This window comes from Serratia sp. (in: enterobacteria) (assembly GCF_046715635.1).
In the GTDB taxonomy this organism is placed as follows: domain Bacteria; phylum Pseudomonadota; class Gammaproteobacteria; order Enterobacterales; family Enterobacteriaceae; genus Chania.
Genome location: NZ_JBKJYW010000409.1, coordinates 1 through 2,598 on the forward strand (window position 1 = coordinate 1; position 2,598 = coordinate 2,598).

General features: G+C 41.0%; 3 protein-coding genes. All 3 read left to right on the forward strand.

Annotation, left to right across the window (positions count from 1 at the left end; genetic code table 11):
* Window positions 1-123 precede the first annotated feature (123 nt).
* A complete protein-coding gene (locus ACLQ7H_RS21115; protein ID WP_340763568.1) occupies window positions 124-810 on the forward strand; it encodes a CoA transferase subunit A in 687 nt (228 codons plus the stop codon).
* Window positions 803-1,438: a 3-oxoacid CoA-transferase subunit B gene (locus ACLQ7H_RS21120; RefSeq protein ID WP_411754353.1), complete on the forward strand. Its 636-nt coding sequence runs from the start codon at window positions 803-805 to the stop codon at window positions 1,436-1,438. The genes ACLQ7H_RS21115 and ACLQ7H_RS21120 overlap by 8 nt, the downstream gene beginning before the upstream one ends.
* 12 nt (window positions 1,439-1,450) lie before the next feature.
* Window positions 1,451-2,598, forward strand: a 1,148-nt coding sequence (locus ACLQ7H_RS21125; protein WP_411754354.1) for a thiolase family protein, incomplete at its 3' end; no start/stop codon positions are given.

Here is a 2,598-nt window from a genome sequence, read left to right on the forward strand (position 1 = left end):
GTGAAAAAGGCGTAGACGAGCCTCGATTAGCAGAGCTTGGATACATTTGTCTTTTGACAGCAGGTATCCCCTCTTGGTTTGAGATTAGTGACGCACTTATCCAAAAATAACGGAGTGAAAAAAATGAAATTTTATAATACAGCTGAAGAGGCATTAGATTGTGTCCAAACTGGTCATACAATTATGGTTGGTGGATTTGGTCTCGTAGGTGGTCCACTTACACTAATAGATACGTTAGTAGAACTAGATGTTAATGACTTAACGATTATTAGTAATAACCTTGGCGAGCAAGGACAAGGCTTAGGTAAATTACTTGAACAAAAGAAAGTCAAAAAAGCTATTGGCTCCTACTTTACTGGAAATAGAGATGTAGGTGATGCCTTCCAACGTGGCGAAATTGAAATTGAATTATTGCCCCAAGGTACATTAGCTGAATCTATTCGTGCTGGTGGTGCTGGGATTGCTGGGTATTATACAAAAACCTCTTTTGGTACTAATTTAGCTAAAGGCAAAGAAACCAAAATGTTTAAAGGCGAGGAATACGTTCTGGAGGAAGCATTACAAGCCGATATTGCTATTATTCGAGCTTACAAGGCTGATACGCTAGGTAATCTTGTATATTACAAAACAGCACGGAACTTCAACCCACTCATGGCAACTGCTGCTAAAACAGTTATTGTCGAAGTGGAGGAAATAGTAGAAGCTGGCGAACTTAAAAGTGATGAGATCGCTACCCCACACCTGTTCGTTGATCGCGTTATCCTAGCTAAAAAGATTTTGACAAAGGAAGGTGTCATCGAACATGGCTAATCCAGTTCAAGAAGCTATAGCTAAACGAGCTGCCCAAGAATTAGAACAAGGACAAATTGTTAACCTAGGCATTGGAATTCCAACACTTGTAGCCAACTATGTAAAACAAAACCATGTTTACTCGCATACCGAAAATGGGATGCTTGGTGTCGAGGATGTTACCGAGGAGGATATTGACCCGAATATAGTCAATGCAGGAAAGTTTGCAGTCGGAGAAGCTATTGGTGCCTCTTACTTTGATAGTGCCGCATCATTTGCAATGATTCGTGGTGGCCATGTGGACGTCGCAATTTTAGGTGTTCTTCAGGTAGATGAGCATGCTCGCATCGCCAACTGGGCTGTACCAGGTAAAAACATTATCGGTGTCGGCGGCGCCATGGATTTACTAGTTGGTGCTCGCAAAGTCATTGTAACGACTACACATACATCTAAGGATGGAAAAAGTAAAATTTTGAAAGAATGTAATTACCCAATCACCTCCACACGAAGTGTAGACACTATTATTACGGATTTAGCAGTCTTTAAATACATCGGTAGTCAATTACATTTAGTTGAATTAATGCCAGGTACCGATTTAGAAACAGTGGCAGCTAATACAGAAGCTACATTTATCAATAGCCTGAAATAAGGAGGAATCATTATGAAAGAAGTCGTAATTGTAGAAAGCGTTCGTACTGCAATTGGAAAGCTTGGCGGCTCATTAATGACTCAGACAGCTGATTACTTAGGTGCCGCCGTTATAAAAGAACTACTGACTCGCGCACAATTGGATCCTAATGAAGTCGATGAAGTAATTCTAGGTCAAGCAAAGCAAAGTGCTGATCAATCTAATGTTGCTCGCCTTGCTTCGCTAAGAGCAGATATCCCACTTGAAGTGCCCGGTTATACAGTGCATCGTCAATGTGGATCTGGTCTGCAGTCCATAAATAATGCTGCTCAACAAATTGCGCTTGGTTTAAGTGATGTAATTATAGCGGGTGGTACAGAATCTATGAGTACTGCACCCTACTATATTCGCAATGCTAGATACGGACTAAATGTAGGAAATAGCCAAATATTAGATCCAAATACTGAAAGTCAGCCCGGCTCTCAACCTGAATCATATGGTCTAAAAACAATGGGAGAAACAGCTGAAAATCTAGCTGAAAAATATTCTATCTCTCGTGAAGCTCAAGATGCATTTGCTTATCAAAGTCAATTGCGCACAGAAAATGCTATGAAAAATGGCTACTTTTATAAGCAAATTGTTCCATATGAGATTAAAACACGCAAAACAACGGAAGTATTTAAAGTGGATGAACATCCACGACTGACGCCAGTAGAGAAGCTAGCTACTCTAAAACCTGTGTTCCGTGAAGGTGGAACTGTAACTGCTGCTAATGCTAGTGGGCGTAATGACGGGGCTGCTGCCCTTCTCATAATGTCAAAAGAAAAAGCGGAACAACTAGGTCTACAGCCAAAGGTTAAAATTATTGCCCAAGCTGCTGCTGGTGTAGACCCTTCTATCATGGGTATCGGACCTGTTCCAGCAACTAGAAAAGCATTAAAACAAGTTGGACTATCTATTGAAGATATTGATGTGATTGAACTAAATGAAGCCTTCGCGTCCCAATCACTAGCAGTTATTGAAGAGCTCGGCTTAGACCAACGCAAAGTAAACCCGAACGGTGGGGCTATAGCAATGGGACATCCTATTGGAGCAACTGGTGCTATTTTAATGACGAAGCTTATTCATGAATTAGAGCGTACAGGTAAACGTTATGGGTTAGTTACACTATGTATCGCAGG